Origin of the sequence: Amycolatopsis mediterranei (assembly GCF_026017845.1) — a bacterium.
Taxonomy (GTDB): domain Bacteria; phylum Actinomycetota; class Actinomycetes; order Mycobacteriales; family Pseudonocardiaceae; genus Amycolatopsis; species Amycolatopsis mediterranei.
Window position 1 is genome coordinate 8,819,242 of record NZ_CP100416.1, and the last position, 23,258, is coordinate 8,842,499.

General features: G+C 71.8%; 23 protein-coding genes and 1 tRNA gene. 14 read left to right on the forward strand and 10 right to left on the reverse strand.

What is annotated here, in order from left to right; genetic code table 11:
* The first annotated feature begins 164 nt into the window (after positions 1–164).
* The 3 genes from ISP_RS39755 to ISP_RS39765 all read left to right on the forward strand — a co-directional run bounded on the left by ISP_RS39755 (position 165) and on the right by ISP_RS39765 (position 4,787).
* Positions 165–2,318, forward strand: coding sequence for a phospholipase A2 (locus ISP_RS39755; RefSeq protein WP_013229436.1), 2,154 nt, complete (start codon positions 165–167; stop codon positions 2,316–2,318).
* A 145-nt stretch (positions 2,319–2,463) separates the two neighbouring features.
* Positions 2,464–4,137, forward strand: a complete 1,674-nt coding sequence (locus ISP_RS39760) for an LCP family protein (protein ID WP_013229437.1) — start codon at positions 2,464–2,466, stop codon at positions 4,135–4,137.
* Positions 4,138–4,316: 179 nt separating this feature from the next.
* Complete coding sequence (locus ISP_RS39765; protein WP_013229438.1) at positions 4,317–4,787, forward strand: helix-turn-helix domain-containing protein; 471 nt, start codon at positions 4,317–4,319, stop codon at positions 4,785–4,787.
* Positions 4,788–4,829: 42 nt separating this feature from the next.
* Here ISP_RS39765 and ISP_RS39770 read toward each other — a convergent pair whose 3' ends face one another.
* Complete coding sequence (locus ISP_RS39770) at positions 4,830–6,287, reverse strand: flavin-containing monooxygenase (RefSeq protein WP_013229439.1); 1,458 nt, start codon at positions 6,285–6,287, stop codon at positions 4,830–4,832.
* A gap of 70 nt (positions 6,288–6,357) precedes the next feature.
* On the opposite strand from ISP_RS39770, the gene ISP_RS39775 reads away from it, so the two are divergent.
* Positions 6,358–6,957 (forward strand): TetR/AcrR family transcriptional regulator, encoded by a 600-nt coding sequence (locus ISP_RS39775; RefSeq protein ID WP_013229440.1) that lies wholly within the window; start codon positions 6,358–6,360, stop codon positions 6,955–6,957.
* Between the two features lie 204 nt (positions 6,958–7,161).
* Positions 7,162–7,587 carry a hypothetical protein gene (locus tag ISP_RS39780; RefSeq protein ID WP_014467672.1) on the forward strand — a complete coding sequence of 142 codons (426 nt, stop codon included), beginning with the start codon at positions 7,162–7,164 and terminating at the stop codon, positions 7,585–7,587.
* 3 nt (positions 7,588–7,590) lie between these two features.
* Here the strand turns inward: ISP_RS39780 and ISP_RS39785 are convergent, their stop codons facing one another.
* Positions 7,591–7,812: a DUF3618 domain-containing protein gene (locus ISP_RS39785; RefSeq protein ID WP_004559246.1), complete on the reverse strand. Its 222-nt coding sequence runs from the start codon at positions 7,810–7,812 to the stop codon at positions 7,591–7,593.
* A 99-nt stretch (positions 7,813–7,911) separates the two neighbouring features.
* On the opposite strand from ISP_RS39785, the gene ISP_RS39790 reads away from it, so the two are divergent.
* A tRNA-Leu gene (locus ISP_RS39790) sits at positions 7,912–7,985 on the forward strand.
* Positions 7,986–8,098: 113 nt separating this feature from the next.
* Here the strand turns inward: ISP_RS39790 and ISP_RS39795 are convergent.
* Positions 8,099–9,139 (reverse strand): saccharopine dehydrogenase NADP-binding domain-containing protein, encoded by a 1,041-nt coding sequence (locus tag ISP_RS39795; RefSeq protein ID WP_013229442.1) that lies wholly within the window; start codon positions 9,137–9,139, stop codon positions 8,099–8,101.
* 70 nt (positions 9,140–9,209) lie between these two features.
* Here ISP_RS39795 and ISP_RS39800 point away from each other — a divergent pair, with 70 nt between their 5' ends.
* Positions 9,210–10,127 (forward strand): helix-turn-helix domain-containing protein, encoded by a 918-nt coding sequence (locus tag ISP_RS39800; RefSeq protein ID WP_014467673.1) that lies wholly within the window; start codon positions 9,210–9,212, stop codon positions 10,125–10,127.
* A gap of 6 nt (positions 10,128–10,133) precedes the next feature.
* On the opposite strand, the gene ISP_RS39805 is transcribed toward ISP_RS39800, so the two are convergent.
* Positions 10,134–11,216, reverse strand: a complete 1,083-nt coding sequence (locus ISP_RS39805; RefSeq protein WP_013229444.1) for an aldo/keto reductase — start codon at positions 11,214–11,216, stop codon at positions 10,134–10,136.
* Positions 11,217–11,334: 118 nt separating this feature from the next.
* Between ISP_RS39805 and ISP_RS39810 the strand changes: the two genes are divergently transcribed.
* The 6 genes from ISP_RS39810 to ISP_RS39835 all read left to right on the forward strand — a co-directional run bounded on the left by ISP_RS39810 (position 11,335) and on the right by ISP_RS39835 (position 17,971).
* On the forward strand, positions 11,335–12,213 hold the full coding sequence (locus tag ISP_RS39810; protein ID WP_013229445.1) for an AraC family transcriptional regulator: 879 nt from the start codon (positions 11,335–11,337) through the stop codon (positions 12,211–12,213).
* 49 nt (positions 12,214–12,262) lie between these two features.
* On the forward strand, positions 12,263–13,150 hold the full coding sequence (locus ISP_RS39815) for a hypothetical protein (RefSeq protein ID WP_013229446.1): 888 nt from the start codon (positions 12,263–12,265) through the stop codon (positions 13,148–13,150).
* A 129-nt stretch (positions 13,151–13,279) separates the two neighbouring features.
* Entirely contained in the window at positions 13,280–13,462 is a 183-nt protein-coding gene (locus tag ISP_RS39820) for a hypothetical protein (protein ID WP_013229447.1), read from the forward strand.
* A gap of 190 nt (positions 13,463–13,652) precedes the next feature.
* Positions 13,653–14,204: a hypothetical protein gene (locus ISP_RS39825; RefSeq protein ID WP_013229448.1), complete on the forward strand. Its 552-nt coding sequence runs from the start codon at positions 13,653–13,655 to the stop codon at positions 14,202–14,204.
* Positions 14,205–14,227: 23 nt separating this feature from the next.
* Positions 14,228–14,701 carry a thioredoxin-dependent thiol peroxidase gene (gene bcp, locus ISP_RS39830; RefSeq protein ID WP_013229449.1) on the forward strand — a complete coding sequence of 158 codons (474 nt, stop codon included), beginning with the start codon at positions 14,228–14,230 and terminating at the stop codon, positions 14,699–14,701.
* A gap of 78 nt (positions 14,702–14,779) precedes the next feature.
* Positions 14,780–17,971, forward strand: coding sequence for an NACHT N-terminal Helical domain 1-containing protein (locus tag ISP_RS39835; protein WP_013229450.1), 3,192 nt, complete (start codon positions 14,780–14,782; stop codon positions 17,969–17,971).
* On the opposite strand, the gene rdgB is transcribed toward ISP_RS39835, so the two are convergent.
* From rdgB to ISP_RS39860, 5 genes are read right to left on the reverse strand one after another with little or no spacing between them, the layout of a single operon-like run.
* Entirely contained in the window at positions 17,968–18,570 is a 603-nt protein-coding gene (gene rdgB, locus ISP_RS39840) for an RdgB/HAM1 family non-canonical purine NTP pyrophosphatase (RefSeq protein ID WP_013229451.1), read from the reverse strand. The two genes, ISP_RS39835 and rdgB, sit on opposite strands and share 4 nt — an antisense overlap.
* On the reverse strand, positions 18,567–19,343 hold the full coding sequence (gene rph, locus ISP_RS39845; protein ID WP_013229452.1) for a ribonuclease PH: 777 nt from the start codon (positions 19,341–19,343) through the stop codon (positions 18,567–18,569). Before rph ends, rdgB begins: the two co-directional genes overlap by 4 nt.
* 22 nt (positions 19,344–19,365) lie before the next feature.
* On the reverse strand, positions 19,366–20,133 hold the full coding sequence (locus tag ISP_RS39850) for an MBL fold metallo-hydrolase (protein WP_013229453.1): 768 nt from the start codon (positions 20,131–20,133) through the stop codon (positions 19,366–19,368).
* Positions 20,134–20,162: 29 nt separating this feature from the next.
* Complete coding sequence (gene murI, locus ISP_RS39855) at positions 20,163–20,969, reverse strand: glutamate racemase (RefSeq protein WP_014467674.1); 807 nt, start codon at positions 20,967–20,969, stop codon at positions 20,163–20,165.
* A complete protein-coding gene (locus ISP_RS39860) occupies positions 20,966–21,595 on the reverse strand; it encodes a rhomboid family intramembrane serine protease (protein ID WP_013229455.1) in 630 nt (209 codons plus the stop codon). Before ISP_RS39860 ends, murI begins: the two co-directional genes overlap by 4 nt.
* Before the next feature lie 91 nt (positions 21,596–21,686).
* Here ISP_RS39860 and ISP_RS39865 point away from each other — a divergent pair, with 91 nt between their 5' ends.
* A complete protein-coding gene (locus tag ISP_RS39865) occupies positions 21,687–22,538 on the forward strand; it encodes an arylamine N-acetyltransferase family protein (protein ID WP_013229456.1) in 852 nt (283 codons plus the stop codon).
* On the opposite strand, the gene ISP_RS39870 is transcribed toward ISP_RS39865, so the two are convergent.
* The gene (locus ISP_RS39870) at positions 22,528–23,250 is read right to left on the reverse strand and encodes an aspartate/glutamate racemase family protein (protein ID WP_013229457.1); all 723 of its coding nucleotides are present in this window, start codon (positions 23,248–23,250) and stop codon (positions 22,528–22,530) included. The genes ISP_RS39865 and ISP_RS39870 overlap by 11 nt on opposite strands.
* Between the last annotated feature and the right edge of the window lie 8 nt (positions 23,251–23,258).

Genomic DNA, 23,258 nt, shown 5'->3' on the forward strand with positions numbered 1-23,258 from the left:
TGCTGCCTCCTGGTCGCCGCGCCCCCTGTCCCCAGTCTCACCAGGACGCCCCCGCCGCGGTAGGGGAGAACGGGCAGCCGTCCGGGCAGCTTGCGGGAAACCGCCACGCAGTCCGGTGGTTGTCCCCATGTCGGCCGCCGAGCGGGGCTGGCACCCTTGACCCCATGCCGGCACCGACCGATCCGCCACGCACCCGCCGACCCTGGTCGACGTCCGGGTGGCTGCTGCTGGTCCTGCTGGTCGTCTTCGCGTTCGGGCTGATCGCCTCGCGCCCGCCGTCCCCGCCGGACCAGGGGCCGCCGACCGGTGACGTGCTGGCCGCGCAGAACGCCATCGAGGCGCTGGTCCACCCCGGCCCGCACCCCGACGCGCTCGCCCGGCTGCCGAAGGACTTCACCGCGCTCAGCGGCGTCACCCCGGGGTCGCTGCCGGCCCGCGACGGCACGGTCCGCGCCGTGCACGTCGACGGCGGCTGCTCGACGCCGTGGGGCGACGACAACACGAAGTGGGACTACTCCGTGCCGTGCAAGGCCCACGACCTGGGCTACGACCTGCTCCGGTACGCCGACCGCAAGGGCCACCCGCTCGGCCCCGAGGTCCGGGAGGCCCTGGACGACCGCCTGTCCTACGACATGCACCACGCCTGCGACCTCAACCCGATGAACTCGGCGCTCACCTGCCGGGTCGTCGCCTCCCTCTACTCGGCCGGGCTGGTCGTCAACTCGTGGCACCAGCGCTGGGGCCCGCCGGTCGGCGACCCGATCGGCCCGATGGTCGCCGGGGTGCTGGTGATCGGCTGCCTGCTGGTCTTCCGGCTGCGCGGCTGGCTGCGGGCCCGCCGCGAGCCGCGGGCGCCCGTGCCCGTCACCGCCCCGGCGGAGGTCGGCCGGTGGGCCCTGCTGGGCGCCGGCGGGGTCGTCCTGCTGCTGCTCGGCGAATCGGTGACGGCGCTCGCGCACTGGGCCGGCGCCCCCGAGGCGGCGTTGTGGCCGCTCACCTGGCTCGCCCAGCTCGCCCCGCTGATCTACTTCGCCGGCGGCCACGCCAATGCGGCCGGCTGGCGCGCCGAGCAGGAGGCCGGCGGCGGCTACCGCCACTACCTGGCCGAACGCGCGAGCCCGCTGCTGCGCCCGGCGTTGATCTTCGCGGTCGTCGCGCTGCTGACGCCGCTCGCGCTCGAACTGCTCGGCAGCCCGGCCGGGACCACGGCGACGGTGATGCGGATCGCGCTGCACCCGCTCTGGCTGCTCGGTGTCTACCTGCTGACGATCGTGTGCGCGCCCCCGCTGCTGGCCCTGCACCGCCGGGCGCCGGTGCCCGCGGCCGCCGGGCTGCTCGCCGCGGTCGCCGTCGGCGAGCTGGCCGCGAGCTGGTCCGGTTCGCCGCTGCCGCGCTACGCGGCGACGTTCGCCATCGCCCTGCTCGCCCAGCAGCTCGCCTTCGCCCACGCCGACGGCGTCCGCCCGGCGCGACGGCTGTTCGCCGCGGCCGCCGCGGCCGGCGTCGCGGGCCTCGCCGGGGTGAGCGTCCTGCGGGGCGGGCCACCCGTCCTGCTCGGCAGCCCGGGCGCGCCCGCCGCCTTCTCCGCCCCGCCGTGGGGCGTGCTGCTGCTCGGCCTCGTCCAGCTGGGCGTGCTCGGGCTGCTGGCCCGCCCGCTCGGCAGGCTCGGCGACCGGCCAGGCATCGCCCGCGCCTGCCGGTTCGTCCTGCGCGCGCCGATGAGCCTCTACCTGGCGTTCCTCGCCGCGATGCTGCTGCTGGTCGCCGTCGTGTACCTGCCCGGCCGGATCGCCGACGGGCTGAGCTGGCTGATCCGGCCGCGCACGCTGGTCGCGGTCGGGCTGCTCGCGGTGCCCGCCACGCTGGTCTTCTGGTGGTTCGAACGACACACCCACGGCGTCCGGGCCCCGCGGGCGGCCGACCACCCCGGCCGCCGGACGGCGGTGCTCACCCGGGCCGCGGCCGGGCTCGGGATCGGCTACGCGACGCTGGGTGTGTTCGGCTTCGCGCTGACCCGCTTCGGCGGGGTCGCCGCCGACGCCGACCTGCTCGGCCTGCGGCTCGACCCGATCCAGAGCCTGGTGCACCTGCTGCTCGGGGTCTTCCTGCTGCACACGATCCGGATCGGGGCCGGCGCGGCGACCGGCACATGGCTGGCCACGGCGCTCGCCTGTGCGCCCTCGCTGCTGTTCGCCGCCGACGGCAGCACGCCCGGCTTCCTCGGCGTCACGCTGCACGCGGTGACGGCCGCGTTTGCGCTGCTGGCCGCCGCGGGCACCCTCATCCCGGGGCAGCCACCGGCGAACGTGACGTCCTGACCAGGCGAAACCGTCGAACCTCCGGGAAACTGGGTGGCGCGGAGCACATTCGCAGGGGGATGTGTAACGCTACGGCAACCCGGGGACGGCACCATGCGTCCCATCCCTGAGCACCACCCGATCGATGGAGTGAGGAGCCGTCCGCGTGGACCACCCGCCTCGGAACGGGCAAGGCGGCCGTCGCCCGGCCCGGCCCTGGCAGGACGAGCCAGGCCGCGACGATGCCCGGCGCAGCAGCCCGCCGCGCCGCCCGGCACCGCGCCGCGAGCCGGCGGACGCCCGCCGCGCCGCCCCGTCGGCGTCCCGCCGCCCGGAGCCGCGCCCGGCCCCGCGCGCCGGCCGCAACTCCTTCCGCGGCGCGAAGATCGCGCTGGCCGTCGTCTCGCTGCTGGTGGTGGGCCTGACCGGGTACGCCTGGGCGGCCATGCAGGGCCTGGTCAACGGGCTCAACTACACGAACGTGATCAACGACGGCGGCGGTGGCGACAAGCCCGCCGACGGCGCCCGCGACATCCTGCTGGTCGGCCTCGACAGCCGCACCGACGCCCAGGGCAACCCCCTGCCGCGCGAGGTGCTCGACGAGCTGCGCGCCGGCGACGCCGACGGCGAGCTCAACACCGACTCGCTGATCTTCGTGCACATCCCCAACGACGGCAGCAAGGCCGTCGCGATCTCGCTGCCGCGCGACACCTACGTCGACATCCCCGGCGGCTACGGCAAGCACAAGATCAACTCGGCGTACGCGCGGGCGATGCTGACGGCCCGCAAGGACCTGCAGAAGAAGGGCGTCACCGACCCGAAGGAGCTCGACGTCCAGGCCAACCAGGCCGGGGCGCGGGAGCTGATCGAGACCGTCCAGAACCTCACCGGGTCGACCATCGACAACTACGCCGCGGTGAACCTCCTCGGCTTCAGCGAGATCACCAAGGCCGTCGGCGGCGTCGACGTCTGCCTCAACAACACCGTCAAGGACGAGTACTCCGGCGCGAACTTCACCAAGGGGCAGCACACGATCTCCGGCGTCGAAGCCCTCGAGTTCGTCCGGCAGCGCCACGGCCTGCCCAACGGCGACCTCGACCGCGTCGTGCGCCAGCAGGTGTTCATGGCCGGCATGGCGCGCAAGGTGCTCTCGGCCGGCACGCTGACCAACCCCGGCAAGCTCAACGACCTGATCGACGCGATCAAGAAGTCGGTCGTGCTCAGCCAGCACTGGGACATCTTCGGGTTCGCCCAGCAGATGAAGGGCCTGACCGGCGGCCAGCTCGAGTTCCGCACCATCCCGGTGAAGAACATCGACTACAAGACCCCCGAAGACGGCTCGGCCATCCAGGTCGACCCCACCGCGGTGAAGCAGTTCGTGCAGGGGCTCGCCGGGCCGCAGCCGGGTGAGTCGGCCCCGCCCGCCCAGCAGGCCGATCCCGCCAACAAGGCGACCACGGTCGACGTCCGGAACGCTTCCGGGCGCACCGGCCTCGCGGCGGGCGTCGCCAAGACCCTCGAGAGCAAGGGCTTCACCTCCGGCGACACGTCCAACGCCACCTCGCGCAAGACCACGGTGATCTGGGTGCCGAAGGGCGGCAAGGACAAGGGCCAGGCCGTCGCGACCGCGCTGGGCGGCTCGCCGACGATCCAAGAGGACAAGAGCGTGGCCGCGGGCCACGTGACGGTGTTCCTCGGCGCCGACTACCAGGGCACGACGTCCGACGCGGGCTCGGGCGCCGGTGCCCCGGGAGCGACGTCGCAGGCCGCGACACCCCCGCCGGCCGGCGCCGACGAGGAGAAACCGATCACCGCCGAGGGCGTTCCCTGCGTGAACTGAGCCGGTCAACGAGCTGTCGTTAACCCGTTCGGCCTAACTCGCGCAATCGGTATCAAAGACATGCCGAAAATCGCGTAAGGGCCGGGGCCCAGCGCACTTACATACACGTGAGGGTGCACCTGCACGGGAATCATCACGCCCGGGCGGTGCCGTGGGAGCGCACGGCAGGGGACATTGATGTGCTGATCGACGCTGAGGAGTACCAGCGGATCCTCGGAGACGAGCTCCGCAAGCTCCGGCGCAGCCGAGGGTGGACGCGCAAGGAGCTGAACCAGCACTTGCAGAGCGAGATCTCGCTGCAGACGCTGGCCACCTACGAGCTGGGCACCAGACAGTGCTCCGTCGTGCGCCTGGTCGAGCTGTGCGTCGCGATGGACGAACTGCCCCAGGACCTGCTGGCCAAGGTGCACCGCCGGGTGTTCCTGGACGAGCCCGGGCGGGTCCGCGTCGACCTGCGGAAGGTCGTCGCCGACGCCCCGCCCGACCTGTGGCCGCTGCGCCGCTGGGCCGAGGACCGGCTGCGGCAGGCCGGCGAGCAGGGCGGCGGCGAGATCGCCCTCGACCTGCCCGCGCTCGAGCGGATGGCCGAGCTGTGCGGGATGCCGACCGTCGACCTGATCGCCCACCTCCGCCGCTACACCTCCCGCTGATCCCGGGCGGGTCCCTCACCCTCCGACGAGGGACCCGCCCGTTCAGCCGACCCGGAAGTCCTCGCGCCGCACCTTCCGCGTGTCCAGCCAGTACCGCCAGGTGAAGCCGGGCCAGATCGTCCGGTTGACGCCCTTCGCGTCCAGGTACCAGCTCTTGCAGCCCCCGCGGGTCCAGATGCCCTTCGCGAGCTTGCGCTGGATCTGCGCGTTGAACCGCTCCTGCACCTCGGGCTTCGGCTCGATCGCCCGGCCACGGGCCAGCCGCAGCGCTTCGGCGATGTAGGAGATCTGGGCCTCGATCATGAACACGACGGAGTTGTGCCCGAGGCCGGTGTTGGGGCCGAGCAGGAAGAACAGGTTCGGGAAGCCCTCGACGGTGATCCCCAGGTGCGTCCGCATCCCCTCGGTCGCCCACTCCTTGCCGAGGTTGCGCCCGTCGCGGCCGACGATCTCCAGGTCGTCGAAGGCGTCGGTGACGTGGAAGCCGGTGCCGTAGATGAGGACGTCGGCTTCGTGCTCGACACCCGCGGTGTCGACGACGCTGCGGGCGCGGACCTCCCGCACGCCCTCGGTGACGACGTCGACGTTGTCGCGCGCCAGTGCCGGGTAGTAGTCGTTGGAGATGAGCACGCGCTTGCAGCCCATCGTGTAGTCCGGGGTCACCTTGCGCCGCAGCGCCGGGTCGGTGATCGCGCGGTCGACGTGGCGCTTGGCCAGGCGCTGCCCCAGCTTCATCACCCACGACTGGCCGTTGAAGCCGATCGCGCGCGCTTCGAGCAGCCAGTACAGCAGGGTGCGGTAGGCGCGCTGGGCCGGCGGGAACGCCTTGAACAGCGCCCGGGTCCGGCCGGACATCTCGTGATCGGCCTTCGGCATGATCCACGGCGGCGTCCGCTGGAACAGCGTCAGCTCCGCCACCTCGGGCGCGATCTTCGGCACGAACTGGACCGCGCTGGCGCCGGTGCCGATGACCGCGACCTTCTTTCCCGCGAGGTCGACGTCGTGCCGCCACCGCGCGGAGTGGTAGGCCGGGCCTTCGAACTTCTCGATCCCGGGCAGCTCCGGGATCATCGGCAGGTGGAGCGCGCCGACCCCGGCGACCAGCGCGGTGCCGATGAACTCGTCGCCGCCGCTGGTGGCGACGTGCCACCGGTTCTCCTCGGCGTCCCAGCGGGCGCCGGTCATCTCCTGGCCGAACCGGACGAACCGGCGCAGGTCGTGCTTGTCGGCGGTCTCGCGCAGGTACTGCCAGATCTCCGGCTGCGGCGAGTAGGCCCGCGACCAGCCCGGGTTCTGCTCGAAGGAGAACGAGTACATGTGCGACGGGATGTCGCAGGCGCAGCCCGGGTAGCTGTTGTCGCGCCAGGTGCCGCCGACGTCGTGGGCCTTTTCGAGGATGACGAAGTCCTCGCGGCCCTCCTTGCGCAGCTGGATCGCCATGCCGAGACCGGAGAACCCGGTCCCGACGATGACGACCCCGGTCTCCGTGCGGTTGCCCATGACGCCTCCAGTTCCTGTTACTCGTCGTCCATCTTACTGGCAGTAGGTTACCCGCGGTAGAGTCTGACCCGTGACCACCGCGAAGCGCAAGCGCATGCCACGGGCCGACCGGATGCGGCAGATGATCGAGGTCGCCGAGCAGGTCTTTTCGGCACGCGGCTACGCGGCGGCGTCGATGGACGAGATCGCCGAACTGGTCGGCGTCTCGAAACCGATGCTCTACGAGTACTTCAACTCGAAGGAAGGCCTGCTGCTGGCCTGCATCCGGGAGTCGCGGGCGGTGCTGCGCGAGGTCACCGAGCAGGCGACGGTCGGCGCGGTGGACGCCGAGGACGCGCTGCGGCGCGGCCTGCTGGCCTTCTTCGTCTTCATCCGCGAACGCTGCCAGGCGTGGTCGCTGCTGCGGCACGAGATGGTGCTGATCGGCACGCCGGCCGCCGACGAGGTCGAGGAGACCCGGCGGCAGCAGACCGACCTCATCGCCGCGCTGATGGGCGGCCACTTCGACACCGGGGACGACCTGCGGGCCGAAGCGGCCGCGGAATTCGTGGTCGGAGCGTGCGAACGGCTCGCGATCTGGTGCGAGCGCCACGAAGAAGTGAGCCCCGGGACGGCCACCGAATACGCCATGGACGTGCTGTGGACGGGCCTGCGACAGCGCGCACGTTAGCCTGCGCGTGCACTAGGCCACTCGGTCGTTACTCAGCGTTGTCGTGTCCTGTGACACAGAGTTGCTCTACGGTATCGATGACAAGGTAGAAAGTGTGCTGGACCTTCGCGGCCGGAGGAGGGGCGCGGGAACCACGTCACGAAAGCGCGGTGACCGCGTCACGGTTGTGTAAGGATGCTGGCGAGGGAGAGGGGCGTGAGGCAGATGGTGGAAGCGATCACGGCGACGTACGTCCAAGAAGACGCCGACTGGGCCATCACGGTCAGCGGCCGCGGCAAGGAGCTGACCGCACGCGCGCCCGGCATCATCGCCGCGCGCGACCGGGCCGACCAGCTGGTCGAGGAGCTCGCCGGCGACACCAAGACGACGGTGGTGCACCTGCTCAACGGGAGTGCGCTGGACTTCACGAGCGCCTACATGACGGCCCGGCTGACGCTCCCGAAGCTGCCGCCGCTCGAGGTCCCGCCGCCCGGCAGCGTGCCGAAGCAGCAGACCCCGAAGTCGGCGGACAAGAAGCCGCAGCTGCCGCCGAGCAAGCAGCTCCCGAAGGCGGTCGAGGACCGCAAGAGCCCGGCGGCGCCGACGCCGGCGCCCGCTGCGGAGAGCAAGGCGCCGGCGAAACAGGCTTGAGCGCTACTTGAGGAGCTTGCGCACCAGCAGGACCAGCACGAGGACGCCCGCGCCGATCAGCGGGAACTTGACCTTGGGGTTGTCCAGCTTGGCGCGCACGCCGTCCTTGGCCGCGTCGGCGAGCTTCTTCGGGTCGGCCTTGACGGTCAGCTGGTCGAGCGTCGCCGCCAGGGCGGTCCTAGCCTGCTCGATCTCACGCTCGATCGTCTCGGGATCGCGGGCCACTTGTCCTCCTCGCCGCATGGGACTTCCGGGCCCCAACTTAGTCGACCGCCCCACCGCCTCCGCACGGGCCACGCCGCACGCTACGCTTCGAAGCGCCTGGGGCCCGTAGCCCAATTGGCAGAGGCACACGGTTTAGGTCCGTGCCAGTGAGAGTTCGAGTCTCTCCGGGCCCACTCGCGCGTGGGCGAGGTCTGCGTGCGGCAGGTGCGCGCCGACCTCGCTCGTCGTGCCTCGCGCAGGACATCACCCCGGCGACTACCCATCGAGCTCGCGATGCTCATCGTCCTCAGCTATTACGCCATCCGGGAATTCCGCCGCCCTGGCAAGGTCCTGGAGCACGGCGCGGTCGCCGTGACCCACGAAGAACACGCTCTGGCCGGGCGGCCAACTCGATCGTGATGTGCGGGGCCAGCGCCCGCAGGAAGTCGGCGGCGTCGAACATCTCCCCCGCCGGCGCAACGCCCTTCACCTTCGCCCGCCCGGTCAGGATCCGGTCCACCGCCTCCACCGCCAGCGGCGCGCTCACCGCGTAGATGTCCTCGCCGCGCGCCACGATGCGGCGTTCGTCCTCGCCGGCCCGCACCACGACGTCCACCACGAACGTCTCGGCCGCGTCGCGCTCGCCCGCCGCCGCGAGGCCTTGCGCCCCGTCGACCGTCATGTAGCTGACGACGTCGCGCACCCGCAGGTGCCGCGGGATGGTGACGATGTCGGCCATCGAGAACTCGCCGAAGACGGGCCGGGGGCCGAGCGGCTCGGGGAACGGCCACTCCCGCGTCGGCAGGGCGTCGTCGCGGTACTCCAGCTGTCCGCCCGCGAAGCGGATGCGTTTGCCGTCACGGCGTTCCCTGGACACCCGGCCCGCGGCGAGAGTCCCCTCCGTGGGGCGCCAGCCGCTGAGGCCGTAGGCGACGTGCACCTCGTCGGCCGCCGTCCAGTCGCCCATCGCCGCCGTGGCCAGCAGGTCGGCCAGGCCGCCGAAGAACGCCATCGCGGGCACCACGGCACTGTCGGCGGTCAGCGCGAGGGTGTCGAGGTTCGCCTCGATTTCGGCGGCGACGTCCACGTACGGGACGCCGGCGCGGATGGCCGCCTCGGCGACCGGCAGGGCCGTCTCGGCGAACGGGCCCGCGCAGTTGATCACCGCGGCCACGCCGTCGAGCGCGCGGTCGAGGGCCGCCGAATCGTCGACCGACGCCGGCCGCCCGCCCGGCAGCTTCGCCGCGTTCCGTCCGGAAAGGACCACGTCGTACCCGCGTTTCTCCAGCTCAGCCACCACGAAGCGGCCGGTGTGCCCGTAAGCGCCGTAAACCAGTACCGAAGTCATGAGGCCATCCTGTCGGGCCGCGGTCGCCGTCACCAGTGTCCGGAACGACGTGCTGCGTACACTTTCGGACATGCACGCTGTCGCCCTCGCCGCCACGGACGGGATGCTGTCGTTCGAGCTGACGATCGCCACCGAGGTGTTCGGCGACGATCCCCGGTACGGCTTCGCGGTCTGCGGCCCGGCCCCGGTGCGGGTGGGCCGGTTCCTGCTGGAGCCGGACCACGGCCTCGACCGGCTGGCGCGCGCGGACACGGTGCTCGTGCCGGGCTGGGCCGACGTCGACGCGGACCCGCCGGCCGGCCTGGTCGACGCGGTGCGCGCGGCCCACGCCCGCGGCGCCCGGGTGGCGTCGCTGTGCACGGGCGCGTTCGTGCTGGCCGCGGCCGGTCTGCTGGACGGCTTGCGGGCCACCACGCACTGGGCGCACACGGACGTCCTCGCCGCCCGCTACCCGCGGGTGACCGTGGACCCGGACGTGCTCTACGTCGACAACGGCCAGGTCCTGACCTCGGCGGGCAAGGCGGCGGCCATGGACTTGTGCCTCCACCTGGTCCGCGCCGACCACGGCCCGGCGGCGGCCAACACGATCGCCCGCCGCCTGGTGGTGCCACCGCACCGAGCGGGCGGCCAGGCCCAGTTCGTGACGGCACCGGTCCCCACTCGCGACGACCATCCGCTGGCCTCGCTGCTCCCGTGGATCACGGCCCGCCTCGACCGCCCGCTGACGGTCGAGGACCTGGCCCGCAAAGCGAACCTGAGCAGCCGCCACCTGGGCCGCCACTTCCGGTCGGCCACGGGCACGACACCGCTGCAGTGGGTGCTGAACCAGCGCATCCGCCGCGCGCAGGAGCTGCTGGAGAACACCGACGCGAGCATCGACGCGGTCGCGGAGGCGGTCGGCATGGGCACGGCGGCGACGTTGCGACGGCACTTCAACCGGACGGTCGGCGTGCCCCCGGACACCTACCGCCGCACGTTCCGCAGTTAGCGTCCTTCAGTAGCGGACCTCACTCTGGAGCAACGGCGGGTACACAGTGGACGGTTCACCGTCGACCGTCGTGCCCGCGAACTGGAGCATCGCCCGCTGAGCGCCGTGCATCGGGGCCGGGTAGTCCAGCGTCGGCGCCGACACCTCGTCCAGCCGAGCCAGCTGCGCCGGCGTCAGCGTCACCTCGAGCCCGGCGAGGTTGCCGGTCAGGTGCTCCAGCCGCCGCGCGCCGATGATCGGGACCACCGTTCCGCGCCGCGCGCGCAACCACGCCAGCGACACCGCCGCGGACGTCGACCCGATCTCCCCGGCGATCGCGGCGACGGCGTCGACGACCGCGAACTCCGCTTCGGACGGACCGCCGACGAAAGCCGCGCGGGCGGACTCCGGCGCCGGAGCGCCACGCCGGTACTTGCCCGACAGGAAACCGTTCTTCAGCGGGCTCCACGGCACCAGCGCCAGGCCCTGGTCGAGCGCGAACGGCGCCAGCTCGCCCTCGACCGTCCGCGCCAGCAGCGAATACTCGACCTGCAGCGCGATCAACGGTGTCCAGCCGCGCAGCAGGGCGGTCGCCTGCGCCTGCGCGGTGACCCAAGCCGGGGTGTTGGAGAAGCCGACGTACCGGATCTTGCCCGCGCGCACCAGGTCGTCGAGGGCCCGCATGGTCTCCTCGATCGGCGTGCGGCGGTCCCAGTTGTGCAGCCAGTACAGGTCGAGGTGGTCCGTCCGCAGCCGCCGGAGCGTCTCGTCGAGCTGGGCGATGATCGACGCCCGGCCGGCGCCGCCGCCGTTGGGGTCGCCGGGGAACAGGTTGCCGAAGAACTTCGACGCGAGCACCACCCGCGCCCGGCGGCCGGGGCGGGCGGCGAAGAAGTCGCCGAGAATCTTTTCCGAATGCCCGTTGGTGTAGAAATTCGCCGTGTCGACGAAGTTGCCGCCGAGGTCGAGGTAGGTCGCGAGGATCTTTTCGGACTCCTCGACCCCGCAGCCGGCGCCACCGGGGTCTTCCCCGAAGGTCATCGCGCCGAGGGCGAAGGGGCTGACGCGGAGGCCGGACCGGCCGAGGGTGACGTAGTGATCGAGTGACACGAAACTCTCCTTGCTCAGCGAATCGACTGAGACCAGGAAACCGCGAACACCCTGTTCACCGGTAGACCGATCGCCCCGACCTCTTGCACGATCCTCTCGGCCCCGGTTATCTGGACGAGTGCTCGAACAACTCCGCGACCTCATCACCCGGCACGCACACGCCGACCTGCGCACGCCGGTGCCGGGCCTGCTGCTATCCAAAGTGGAAACGAGCGAACCGCACCACTCGCTCGCCGAGCCGCTGCTGGTCGTCATGGCCCAGGGCGGCAAACGCCTGCTGCTCGGCGACCACGTGCACGAGTACCGCGCCGGGCAATACCTGCTGGTCGGCACCGACCTGCCGGTGACCGGCCACTTCGTCGGCGCCACCCCGCGGACGCCGGCGCTGGGCCTCGGCCTGGCCCTGCGGCCCACGGCGATCGCCCCGCTGCTGCTCGAGGCGCCGCCTCGCACCCCACCCGCGTCCCCCATCGCCATCGACGACGCCGGTCCGGAGCTGCTGGACGCGGCGCTGCGGCTGCTGCGGCTGCTCGACCACCCGTCCGACGCGCCCGTGCTCGCGCCGCTGATCGAGCGGGAGATCCTCTGGCGGCTGCTGACCGGCCCGCACGGCGGCCTGGTCCGCCGGATCGGCCTGGCCGACAGCGGCGCCGCCCACGTCGGCCGGGCCATCCGCTGGATCCGGGCCAACTACGCCGAGCCGATGCGGATCGAGGAGCTCGCGCGGCTGAGCGGGCTGAGCGCGTCGGCGTTCCACCGCCAGTTCCGCGCGGTGACGGCGATGAGCCCGCTGCAGTTCCAGAAGCGCATCCGCCTGCAGGAAGCCCGGTCGCTGTTGCTGGCCGACGCGGGCGACGTCGCCGGTGTCGGGCACCTCGTCGGTTACGACAGCCCTTCGCAGTTCAACCGCGAGTACCGCCGGCTGTTCGGTGCCCCACCCGGGCAGGACGCGGCGCGGCTGCGCGAGGCCCCCTCCGTCGGGCCCCGGCTGCCCTGACGTCCGATCCGTTCAAGACCGCCGGCCACACCGGTGCGAGGCTGGCGGCATGTCCGTGAACCTTCCGGCCGCGGCGTCCTTCATGGCGACGCACGCCCGCCTCCTCGACCGCCGCCGCTTCGAACTGCTCGGCGGCGCGACCGGCGCCGACGCGGTGCTGGCCGCCGTCGACGGCTACCGCAACGCCGACGGCGGCTACGGCTGGGGCCTCGAGCCGGACCTGCGGGCCCCGGAAAGCCAGCCCGGCGGCGCCCTCCACGCCTTCGAGGTGTTCGAGGAGATCGCCCCGGCGACGACCCCGCACGCGGCGAAGCTCTGCGACTGGCTGGCCACGGCGTCCCGTCCGGACGGTGGCCTGCCGTTCGCCCTGCCGGTGGCCGACCCGGCCGGCTGCGCGCCCTTCTGGGTCCAGGCCGATCCGGCGGAGGCGACCCTGCAGAGCACCGCGTTCACCGCGGGCGTGGCCCTGCGCGTCGCCCGCCACGACCGGGCCGTGCGCGAGCACCCGTGGCTGGCCGCGGCGACGCGGTACTGCTTCCGCGCCATCCGCGAGCTTTCCGCGCCGCCGCACGCGATCGCGTTGTCCTTCGCGGTGCAGTTCGCGGACGCAGCGCACGAACTCCACGGGGAGGCGCCCGCGCTTCTGGACCACCTCGCCGCGTTCGTCCCGGCCGACGGGCTGGCCCCGGTGGACGGTGGTTCGGAGGGCGAGACCCTCCGTGCCCTGGACTTCGCGCCGCTGCCGGACCGCCCGGCGCGCGCGTTGTTCGCCGACGACGTCATCGAGGCCGAACTGCGGCGGCTCGCGGCCGCGCAACAGGACGACGGTGGCTGGCGGGTGGATTTCGCGAGCTTCTCGCCCGCCGCGGCGCTCGAGTGGCGCGGTTACGCGACCGTCCGTGCGGCGGCGATCCTGCAGCGTCACGGACTCGCCTGAGTTTCTACACGAGTGACGCCGAGGTTCACCCGACCGTGACGTGTCGGGAAGGGACGGCCGCCCGCACCTTCCGGCGTGCGTGACCGAACGCGTACTGTGACGGAGGAACGGCGCTCCCGGAGGTGAAGCATGTCGTCGCGCAACCCGTTGCAGTGGTTTGCCCGTTGGGCGGACTGGTTCGAGGAACGCGGCGTCTACGTGCCCGGCGAGGAGAGCCGGGCGGTCGATCCGGTCCGGGATTTCGGCTGGCTGATGGCGGCGTGGGTGGCCGGTGTCGCGATCTTCATCCTGTTGTTCGCCCTCGCGGTTTAAGTGGCATGTGGCCAGAGATTGTCACCAGCCGTGCCGTTCCGGTCACGGATTGGCCACGGGGTGGCACCAGGTGCGCGACAACCCCCGGTTGCGCCTCGTAACCGCGCGCGATCACGGCCAGAGTAGAGCGGGTTCGCCCGGCAATCCCCCGCTGCCGACGGCACCCGACCCGCCGACTGGAGTACCCGCAATGGCGCTCGCGCGCACCCGCAAGATCATGTTCACCGCAGGACTGCTCGGCCTGGCGGTGGCGTGCGGGGTCCCGTCGGCTCACGACGGCACCGCGGCACTCGGCGTGGGCGGCTCCCCCGCGGGCGCCGGCGCCTCCGCCTCGGCCTCCCCCGCGGGCCACGACCTCAAGTTCGGCGCCGACCACCGGTTCGCCAGCGGCCTCACCATCTCGGTCGGCTCCCCCCAGTCGTTCCGGCCCAGCCCGTCGGCGTACCCGCAGAGCCCGCGCGGCGCGGCCTTCGACGTCCAGCTGACCAACGACGGCTCGACGACGTACAAGCTCTCGGGCCTCAACGTGACCGCCACCTCGGGCGGCACCGCGGTCAAGCAGGTCGTGGACACCACGCAGGGCTTCACCGGCATCACCGACGCGGGCAAGGACGTCATGCCGGGCCGTTCGGTGCACATCACGCTGGCGTTCGCGGTCCCGAGCGAGCAGACGCAGCTGCGGCTGCAGATCCGGCCGAGCGCGACCGAGGCCGTCGCGGTCACCTACTGCGGCCCCGCCTGAGCCACCGCCATTAAGCTCCGGGCATGACCGAGCGCCTTTCCCCCGGTGACGAAGCCCCGGACTTCACCCTGCCCGACAGCGAGGGCAACGAGGTGTCCCTGCGCGACTTCCGCGGCCGGTCCGTCGTCGTGTACTTCTACCCGGCGGCGAGCACGCCGGGCTGCACCAAGCAGGCCTGCGACTTCCGCGACAACCTCGCCGAGCTGAACGACGCCGGCTACCAGGTGATCGGCATCTCGCCGGACAAGCAGGCGAAGCTCGCCAAGTTCGTATCGAACGAAGGCCTCACGTTCCCGCTGCTGGGTGACCCGGAAAAGACCGTCATCGAAGCGTGGGGCGCGTACGGCGAGAAGAAGAACTACGGCAAGACGTACCTGGGCGTGATCCGCTCGACGTTCGTCGTCGACGCCGACGGCAAGATCGCCCACGCCTTCTACAACGTCCGGGCGACCGGCCACGTGGCGAAGCTGCTCCGGGACCTCGGCCTGGCTGCCTGAACCGGTCCACCCGATCGCAGGCTTGTTCCTGCCCCGTTCCGCCGGAATCATCCGGCGGTCTGAGGGTGGGAGGACACATTGACGAGCCTGGAAGGGCCGGCGCTGAAGCTGGGCGGCCAGATTGCCTCGGCCGCGGCGAAGTCGTGGCTGCAGCGGCGCAAGGCCGGTCTCGAGCGGTCCGCCGAACTGGTCGAGCTGGCGGCGGGCGAGCTGAAGGGACCGCTGGAGCGGGCCAAGCTGGAGAACCTCGTCCAGCACATCGGCATGCAGGTGGCCGAGCAGCTGGAGCCGGTCCTCGCGGACCGCTTCTCGACGCTGCCTTCGCATGAGATCGAGGCGGCTTTCCTCGCGGTGGAAGACGCCTTGAGCAAGGCGGATCTGTCCGACGAGGCACTCCTGGCGACGGACGCGGACCCCGAGCAGCTGGCCAGGAAGATCCGCGAGGACCTCCCCGCCCTGGCTGCCGATCGGCTCTTCGCGCCCAAGACGGCCGCGCTGTACGAGCTGGCGCTGGACCAGGCGTGCCGTCATCTCGTGCAGGTGGTCCGGCACCTCCCCTCGTTCCCCCCTCGCGCGCTCGCCGAGGTACTCGGCCGGCTCGGCCGGCAGAACGAACAGCTCGAAGAGCTGCTCGCCAGGGTGCCCAAGACCAGCCTGGCGACGCCCGAGGGCATCGACCGCGACGCCGAGTTCGAGACGACCTACCTGGGCCTGCTGGCCCACGAACTCGACCGGCTCGAACTGCTCGGGCTGACGATGGACGACCAGCCCGCGCTGCCGCTCACGGTCGCCTACTTGAGCCTGAGCGTGTCCCCCGAAGGCGAAGCCAGGCAGGCCGATCACCAGACCGACGAGCGGTGGTTCGAAAAGCGCCGGCGCCCGGCGGGCAGTGCGAACATGCGAGTCGAAACCGCACTCGGCGGAGCCCCCCGGATCCTGATACGCGGAGAAGCCGGTTCGGGCAAGACGACCTTGCTGGACTGGCTGGCGGTGACGGCGGCCCGCACCGGCTTCACCGGCAAGCTCGCCGAGTGGAACGGCCGGGTGCCGTTCCCCATCCGGCTGCGCAGCTTCGCCGCCGATCCGTTGCCGCGGCCGGAGGAATTCGTCCGGCACATCGCCCCGGTGCTGGCCCCGCCGGAAGGCTGGGCCCGTCGGGTGCTGGCCGCCGGACGGGCGATGATCCTGGTCGACGGCGTCGACGAGGTCGGCGCCAACCACCGCCGGGAAGTGAAAGCCTGGCTCCGGGAGCTGTCACTGGCCTTCGAAGACACCCTGTTCGTGGTGACTTCCCGTACCGCCGCGGCGGATCAGCGCTGGCTGGCCCAAGAGGGTTTCGGCTGCGTCCTGCTGGAGCCGATGAGCTCGGACGACATCGAGGCCCTGGTGGCGCGGTGGCACAAGGCAGCGGCCACCGGCGGCACGATACGGCAGGGTACCGATCTGCCCGCGGTGCAACGGCGCCTGCTCAACCAGCTCGACAGCCGGCCGCACCTGCGCACGTTGGCGGCCAGCCCGCTGTTGTGCGCGATGTTGTGTGCGCTCAACCTGGCGCACCGGTCCGAGCTCCCACGCGACCGGATGGATCTGTACCGCAAAGCTCTGTCGATGCTGCTCCACCTGCGTGATGCGGAGCGCAAGATCGGCGTGCTCCTCACCGAGGCGCAGAAGCAAGTCCTCCTGGGCGACCTGGCCTGGCGGCTTTCACTGGCGTCGAAGGTGGAGTTGCCGAAGGACCGGGTCCGCGAGCACATCGCCCGGCGGCTGCCGTCGTTGCCGCACGTCGACCACACCCCGGACGACGTGCTCAACCACCTGCTGGAACGCAGCGGCGTGCTGAGGGAACCGGTGCGTGATCGCGTGGATTTCGTGCACCGGACGTTCCAGGAGTGCCTCGCGGCGAACGAGGCGACCGAACAGGACCACCTGGAGACGTTGATCGACCGGGCCCACCTCGACACCTGGTGGGAGACGATCGTCATGGCGTGCGGCCACGCGAAGCACCACCAGGCCGGGACGTTGCTGACTGGGATCCTCGACCGGGCGGACGAAGAGCCCCGGCACACACGCCACCTCCGCCTGCTGGCGGCGGCGTGCCTGGAGACGGTGAGCAACGCGGACCTGGACGTCATCGCCCGGGTGGAGGCCGTGATCCGGGAGCAGCTGGTACCGCCGCGAAGCCTGAAGGAGACCAGGTCGCTGGCTTCGATCGGGGATCGGGTGCTGCGATACCTGCCCGAGAGGCTCGACGGCCTGTCGGACGCGGTCGCGGCCGCTTCGGTCCGGGCTGCGGCGCTGACCGCGGGCACCGAAGCGCTGAAACTGTTGCGGAACTACGCACAAGACTCGCGCTTGGCGGTACAGAAGCAGTTGACCCAAGCCTGGCAGTACTTCGACCCGGAACGCTATGCGGCCGAGGTACTGGCCGACTCGCCCTTGGCGGACGGCGTGGCCACCGTCGAAGCCGTGCGGCTCCTGCCGCACGTACGGCATCTGAAGAATCTGGCCGGTCTGAGCGTCACCCTGCCCCCTTCGGAGAGACAGGCCGACCTCGGTGCACTCGGCGGACTACCGTGCCTGACTCAAGTCGACGCCCTTTTCCACCACACCACGGTTGTCGACCTCGCCCCGTTGAGCGATCACCCCGGACTGGTGGACGTGGCGCTGTACTTCGCGCACAGGTTCACCAACGTCCGCTCCCTCAACGGCCTCCAGAAGCTACGCATGCTTTCCCTGTTTCGCCAGTCACCGTGGCACAGCATCGATGCTTTCGGTGACCTGACGAGCCTCACCTTCCTCGCTCTCGACGAACTGAGGAAGATAGAAGACTTCGCCGCCCTCACCTCGTTGACCAACCTGAGAACACTGCAGCTCTGGGGAGTCCGGACGAAGACGCTGGCCTCCTCGCCACCTTTGCCGATGCCCAGCAAGATCGACCTCTTTCACCAGGGGACCAAGGAAAAGCTGATCGACGCAGCGGCAATCGCGCACTGCTTTCCCCGCGCGACCAGACTCCGCCTGTTCGACACGGGAGTAACAGACCTGCGCCCCCTGGCCGACCTGCCGCTCACCATGATCAAATTCAGGAATACGAAGGTGCCCGGCCTTCGCCCCCTCGCGGCCATGAGCCAGCTGGAAACAGTCGCCTTCGAATGGGTGACCGAGCCCGTGGACCTCAGTCCGCTGGCCGACCTGAAACTGACCATCGAGGCCAAGGACACCCAGCTCGTCGGCACCGACAAACTCGGCCCCGGCATCAAGCTGAGCTAAGCCAGCTCGCGCAGCGCCGGCAGCAGCGCCCGCAAAGCCAGCCCCCGGTGCGAAACCGCGTCCTTCTCCGCCGGGTCCAGCTCTGCCGACGTCCGGCTTTCGCCGTCCGGCCGGAAGATCGGGTCGTACCCGAACCCGTTCGTCCCGCGGCGCTCGCGCACCAGCGTCCCGCGCCACTCGCCCCGGACCAGCGTCTCCTCGCCCGACGGCAGCACCAACGCCGCAACGCAGACGAACTGCGCCCCGCGTCGCTCATCGGGCACGTCGGAAAGCTGCCCCAGCACCAGATCCAGGTTCGCCTCGTCGTCGCCGTGCCGCCCGGACCACCGAGCCGAGAGCACGCCTGGCATCCCGTTCAACGCGTCGATCGCGATCCCCGAGTCGTCCGCGATGGCGGGCAAGCCCGTCGCCGCCACCGCGTCGCGAGCCTTCGCCACCGCGTTGCCTTCGAAGTCCGGAGCCGTCTCGGGCGCCTCGGGAAAGTCCGGCACGTCCGCGAGGCCGAGCACCTCGAGGCCCGAAAGACCTTCCGCGGCAACGATCCGCCGCAGCTCGCCGAGCTTCTTCGCGTTGCGCGTCGCCAGAAGCAGCTTCGTCACTTCGAGCCCTTCTTCTTGTCCGGACGCGGTTCCGGCAGCTCGCCCGGGTACGGCAGCGCCAGTGCCTCGTTCTGCAGCCGAGTCAGCTCCGCGCAGCCCGCGAGGGCCATGTCGAGCATCGTGTCCAAAGTGGACCGGGCGAAGGTCGCGCCCTCGCCGGTGCCCTGGACCTCGATCAGGGTGCCCGCGTCGGTGGCGACCACGTTCATGTCGACCTCGGCGCGCGAGTCCTCTTCGTACGGCAGGTCGAGCCGGACCCGGCCGTCGACCACGCCGACGCTCACCGCCGCCACCGACGACGACAGCGGCTGCGGGTCGTTGAGCCGGTTCGCCGCGCTCAGCCAGGTGATCGCATCCGCCAGGGCCACGTAACCGCCGGTCACCGCGGCCGTGCGGGTGCCGCCGTCGGCCTGGATGACGTCGCAGTCGATGACGATCGTGTTCTCGCCCAGCGCCGCCAGGTCGATGCAGGCCCGCAGGGACCGGCCGATCAGCCGCGAGATCTCGTGCGTGCGGCCGCCGATCCGGCCCTTCACCGACTCGCGGTCACCGCGCGTGTTGGTCGCGGACGGCAGCATCGCGTACTCGGCCGTCACCCAGCCGAGGCCGGAGCCGGCCCGCCAGCGCGGCACGCCTTCGGTGACGCTCGCCGCGCACAGCACCCGCGTGTTGCCGAATTCGATCAGCACCGACCCGGCCGGCCACTGCTGGAACCCCCGGGTGATCTTGATGTCGCGGAGCTGGTCGTCGTTCCTGCCATCTTTACGAGCCACAGGTGCACTCTATGACCGCCGTTCAGACGTCGTAGACGGCACCCTGCTTGACGACCTCGGCGCCGGGGAACCCGGCCGAAGCCTCGGCCAGCACTGCCCCGGCGTCGGTCCACGGCGCGATGTGCGTCAGCAGCAGCCGCCCGACGCCGGCGTCACGGGCCAGCTCGCCGGCCTGCTTGCCCGACAGGTGCACACCGATCGGCCGCTCCGCCGAGTCCGTCCAGGACGCTTCGGCGAGCAGCAGGTCGACGCCGTCGGCGAGCTCGTTCAGCGCCGGGCACGGCCCGGTGTCGCCGGTGAACGCGAGGATCCGGCCGCCGTAGGAGATCCGCAGGCCGTACGCCGGGGTCGGGTGGTCGACCTCGACCGCGACGACCTCGAACGGCCCGATCCGGGACGGCTCGGGCCGCAGCGGCCGGAAGTCGTAGACGTCGGAGAGGTCCGTGACGGCCCGCTCGGTCTCGTTGGGGGCGTAGGCGTTGGCCAGCCGGACCGGGGCGTCCGGCGGGGCGTACAGCGGCAGCAGCCGCGGGCGCGCCGGGTACGGCGGCGCCGGGTGGTAGCGCCGCAGGACGGTGAGTGCGCTGACGTCGGCGCAGTGGTCGGGGTGCAGGTGGGTGAGCACGAGCGCGTCCAGGTCGAACGGGTCGGCCACGGATTGCAGCTGCGCGAGCGTGCCGTTGCCGAGTTCGAGGCCGAGCAGGAAGCCCTCGGCCTCGACCAGGTAACCGGACGCGGCGGCGTTCGGCCCGGGGATGCTGCCGGAGCACCCGAGGATGGTCAGTCGCACGACGACACCCTAAGCGTCCACCGCCGCGATCACGCGGTGGTGGGAGCGAGGACACCCGGGGCGAACCCCATGAACCGCTGGGCGAGCCGGGTGAACGGCTCCGCCGACCCGGTGGCGAGGAACTCGTGCCGCGGCGGGGTGTCCCGCGTGGTCAGCAGGTCCCCCTCGGTGAGCACGCGGACGAGGTCCTTGGCGGTCTCGTCCGCGCTCGACACGAGCGTGACCTCCTGGCCCATCACGATCTGCAGCACTCCTTGCAGCAGCGGGTAGTGCGTGCAGCCGAGGACAAGCGTGTCGACCTGGGCGTCGAGCAGCGGCTGGAGGTAGCCCTGCGCCAGCCCGAGCACCTGGCGCCCGGTCGTGATGCCGCGCTCGACGAAGTCGACGAACCGCGGGCAGGCGACGCTGGTGAGCGTGATGGCGGGCGCCGCGGCGAAGGCGTCTTCGTAGGCCCGCGACCGCACGGTGCCCTCGGTGCCGATCACGCCGACGCGGCCGGTGTGCGTCGCCACGACGGCGCGGCGCACGGCGGGCAGGACGACCTCGATCACCGGGACGTCGTAGCGCTCGCGCGCGTCGCGCAGGCAGGCCGCGGACGCGGTGTTGCAGGCGATCACCAGTGCCTTCACCCCGCTCTCCACGAGCTCGTCGAGCGCCGCGAGCGCGTAGCTGCGGGCGGTGGCGATCGGGAGCGGGCCGTACGGGTTGTGCGCCGTGTCGCCGACGTAGCGGAGCTGCTCGGCGGGCAGCTGCTCGAGGATCGCCCTCGCCACCGTCAGCCCGCCGACGCCGGAATCGAACACGCCGATCGGGGCATCAGCGGGCGGAGACGTCACGCTTCGAGATTACCCGGGGCGGCCTTGCCCGCCCGGCGGGTGGTCAGCCAGGCCGCGAGAACGCCGGCCAGCGCGCCGAAGAGGTGGCCCTGCCAGGAGACGCCGGGGTTGCCCGGCAGCAGCCCGGCCAGCATGCCGCTCCACACGCCGAGCAGGACGACGGCGACCAGGATCTGGCCGGCCGCGCGGTTGAACAGGCCGCGGACCAGCAGGTAGGCGAGCCAGCCGAAGGCCAGCCCGGACGCGCCGACGGTGACGCCGTCCGACGGCCCGATCAGCCACACGCCGAGCCCGGAGACCACCCAGATGATGGCCGTGACCAGCGCGAACCGGCCGATTCCGGCGGCCATCGCGAGGAAGGAGAACACCAGCACCGGGACGGTGTTCGCGAACAGGTGCGACCAGCCCGAGTGCAGGACCGGGGCGAACAGCACGCCGTCCAGCCCGGACAGCGCCCGCGAGTGAATGCCGCCCTGGTCGAGGTGACCGGGGAGGATGACGTCGACCAGCTCGACCAGGTACAGCAGCAGGGTGAACGACAGCGCGACGATCGCGGCCGCCACCGGCTTCGGCGGCAGCACGCGCTTGGCGGCGGCGGTTTCCGGGGCGGGGCTCAAGGTGCTCACCCTTCGAGGCTACGGCGGGCCGCGGCCACTCCACCTCGGGTGAAATCCCTGATCCGGGAGTTTTGTCGGTGGTCATCGCTACCGTGGCGGCATGGGGAACTTCGACGTCACCGGATACCTGCAGCGGCTCGGCCTCGACGCGGAGCCGCCGGGCGCGGACGCCCTGCGGCGGCTGCACGCGGCCCACGTGGAACGGGTGCCGTACGAGCCGCTGGAGATCCAGCTCGGGCGGACGACCTCGCTCGAGCCGGCGGCGTCGCTGGCGCGGATCCTGCGGGGCCGCGGCGGGTACTGCTACCACCTGAACGGGGCGTTCTCGGCGCTGCTGCGCGCTCTCGGCTACCAGGTCACGCGCCACCACGGCGGGGTGCAGGGCAGCGCCGCGGACGCGCCGAACGTCGACCGGAACCACCTGGCCCTCACCGTCACCGGCCTGCCCGAGGACCCGTCGGCGACCTGGCTGGTCGACGCCGGGCTGGGTGACGGCATCCACGAGCCGCTCCCCCTCCGGGAAGGCACGTACGTCCAGGGGCCGCACACCTACCGGCTGCGGCCGTCGGAGGTGGCGCCGGGTGGCTGGCGGTTCGACCACGACCCCTCGGGCAGCTTCACCGGCTTCGACTTCGCGCCCGGCCCGGCGGAGATGGCCGACTTCGCCGAGAAGCACGCGTGGCTGTCGACGGCGCCGGAGTCCGGGTTCGTGCGGGTCTGCGTGCTCCAGCGGCGCGACGCGGCCGGCGTCGACACCCTGCGGGCGCTGACCCTGAACCGGCACGGCGCCAAGGAGCTGATCGAGTCGCCGACGGCGTGGTGGACGGCGGCGGCCGACGTGTTCGGCGTCTCGCCGGCGCAGTTCACCGACGAGGAGCGCGCCCGGCTGTGGCGGCAGGTCGTCGCGCAGCACGAAGCACACACGGGCGGCGAGGCGGTGGTCAGCGTGTGACCGGGGCCGGCGGCAGCGGGGTCTTGCCGAGCGCGAAGCCGACGGCGGCGTCGGCGTGCAGGCGGGTGGTGGGGAACGTCGGCACCGGGCTGTCCTGCGGCCCGACGAGCAGCTCGATCTCGGTGCAGCCGTAGATGACGCCCTCGGCGCCCGCGCCGGCCAGCCGCGCGATCACGCCGCGGTAGGCCTCGCGCGACTCGGGCTTCACGACGCCGAGCACCAGCTCGTCGTAGATGATCCGGTGCACGAGGTCGCGGTCTTCCGCGCTGGGCACGAGCACGTCGAGCCCGTGCGCGGCGAGGCGGTCGCGGTAGAAGGGCTGCCCCATGGTGAAGCCGGTCCCGAGCAGCCCGACGCGGCGGACACCGGCGGCCTTGATGGCCGCGGCGGTGGCGTCGCCGAGGTGCAGCAGCGGGATGCCGAGGCCGTCTTCCAGCCGGTCGGCGACCTTGTGCATGGTGTTGGTGCAGAGCACGACGAAGCCGGCCCCGGCGGCTTCGAGGGCCTTGGCGGCCCGGTTCAGCTCGGCACCGGCGTCGTCCCAGCGGCCGTCGGCCTGCATGGCTTCGATCGCGGCGAAGTCGACGGAGTAGAGCACGGTGTGCGCAGAGTGGAACCCGCCGAGCGCGGCCTTCACCCGCTCGTTGACGAGCCGGTAGTACTCGATCGAGGATTCCCAGCTCATCCCGCCGAGCAGCCCGATGACCTTCATACTCCCCA